This window comes from Halomonas sp. BM-2019 (assembly GCF_017584085.1).
The window spans coordinates 2,989,257-2,991,309 of the sequence record NZ_CP071922.1 but is presented as its reverse complement, the minus strand read 5'-3'; the positions used below and the strand labels follow the sequence as shown (position 1 = coordinate 2,991,309).

Below are 2,053 nucleotides of genomic sequence, written 5' to 3'. Positions count from 1 at the left end.
CCATCAAGTCGTCAACGACTTACCACTCGGCCGTAACGTTGACGAAATGCTGCGTATGGTCGACGCCTTAGCGTTTCACCAAGAGCACGGCGAAGTGTGTCCTGCAGGCTGGACTGCTGGTCAAGAAGGTATGAAAGCCGACGCGAAAGGCGTTGCTGACTACCTGTCAAAAAACAGTGACAAACTGTAAGCGCTGGATTTAATCCTCGCTATGAAGACAAAGAACCCAGCTCACTGTGGCTGGGTTTTTTTATCCGTTCATGCGGCTCGAATTGACGAGCATCAAAGTTTCAACAACTTACCAGATTGTCGACAATTATTATTTGGGATCGCCTTGAAGTTGTTTAAAATCCCATCTAAAATTGCATTTCCATTTACGCTGTCGACAATTTTATGATTCAAAGTCCTGTGTGGCGTTCGCCAATTACTGCGTCTGACCGCGTTTTGGCGGAAATTCAACAAGCAATCGTGGCGGGTGATATTCCTGCTGGTAGTAAAATCAGCGAGCCCGAGTTGGCACGTCGGTTTGCCGTGAGTCGAGCACCGCTGCGCGAAGCGTTAGCGCGCCTCGAACGCTGCCACTTGATTGAACGCACACCGAATGCTGGCGCGCGCGTGGTGACGCTTTCGACAGCCGGTTTACGTTCGCTCTATGAAATTCGTGAAGAGCTCGAAGGTTTGGCCTGTCGGTTGGCGGCAGAACACATGGCCGACGATGAAATCGCGGATATGCGCCGGTTGCTCGACCAGCACTTGCAAGAACAGCGCGTGCGCGAAGGCGAGAGTTACTACCAAGAAGCGGGTGACTTGGACTTTCACTACCGGATTATCTTCGGCAGCAAAAATCAGTACTTAATTAATATTCTCTGCGACGAGCTGTATTACCTGATGCGGATGTACCGCGTGCAGCTGGGCATGAATGGTCCGCGGGTATCGCGGGCGTTTGACGAACACAAGGCAATTATCCAAGCGATTGCGAATCGTGACGGTGAACTTGCTGATCTCTTGATGCGCCGGCATGTGTCCGCGTCGCGTCACCATATTGAAATACAATTGCAACAGATGGGGAAGTAACATGACACAAATGCACAGTGCTGGCGCAAAATTACGCCAAGCGATTCAGTCTGAAAAACCATTACAAATTGTTGGCACCATTAATGCTTACACGGCCATGATGGCTGAGCGTGTTGGCCACAAAGCGCTTTATTTATCAGGTGCCGGTGTTGCCAATGCCTCATTTGGTTTACCAGACTTGGGTATGACTTCCCTGAATGATGTGTGCGAAGATATTCGTCGGATCACGGGTGCGACTGACGTGCCTTTGTTGGTCGACGCTGATACGGGTTGGGGTGGCGCATTTAACATCGCGCGCACTGTGAAAGAAATGACCCGTGCCGGTGCTGCCGGTTTCCATATTGAAGACCAAGTGGCGCAAAAGCGTTGTGGCCACCGCCCGAACAAAGAAATCGTGACCCAAGGTGAAATGGTTGACCGGGTAAAAGCGGCGGTGGACGCGCGGATTGACGACCAGTTTTTAATTATGGCGCGTACCGACGCGTTGCAGCAGGAAGGTTTAGAAGCGGCGATTGAACGCGCGCAAGCCTGTGTCGAAGCGGGTGCCGATGCGATTTTTGCCGAAGCGGTGCATACCCTAGAACAGTATCAAGCCTTTACCAATGCGCTGAACGTGCCGGTATTGGCGAACATTACCGAATTTGGCGCTACGCCATTATTTAACAAAGACGAGCTCGCTGGCGTTGGCGTGGAAATGGTGTTGTATCCACTGAGCGCGTTCCGCGCCATGAACAAAGCGGCATTGAATGTGTATCAAAATATTCTCGCCAAGGGTGACCAAAAAGACGTGGTTGAGAGCATGCAGACGCGTGCAGAACTGTACGACTTTTTGAACTATCACTCGTTTGAAGAAAAGTTAGACGCCCTGTTTACGAAAAAATAAGAGGAACGAATTATGTCTGAGAAAAAATTAGGTGGCGCAGGCTTGCGCGGACAAGTGGCTGGCGAAACAGCCTTATGCACAGTGGGTAAAAGCGGT

2 protein-coding genes and 1 pseudogene are annotated in these 2,053 nt (G+C 50.9%); all 3 read left to right on the top strand.

The window, feature by feature from the left end; translation table 11 throughout:
- Positions 1–190: pseudogene (locus tag J5F18_RS14940) on the top strand (peroxiredoxin); the annotation flags it as partial.
- 203 nt (positions 191–393) lie between these two features.
- Positions 394–1,074 carry a GntR family transcriptional regulator gene (locus J5F18_RS14935; RefSeq protein ID WP_346299359.1) on the top strand — a complete coding sequence of 227 codons (681 nt, stop codon included), beginning with the start codon at positions 394–396 and terminating at the stop codon, positions 1,072–1,074.
- Position 1,075: 1 nt separating this feature from the next.
- Complete coding sequence (gene prpB / locus J5F18_RS14930; protein WP_346299358.1) at positions 1,076–1,957, top strand: methylisocitrate lyase; 882 nt, start codon at positions 1,076–1,078, stop codon at positions 1,955–1,957.
- The last annotated feature ends 96 nt before the right edge of the window (positions 1,958–2,053 follow it).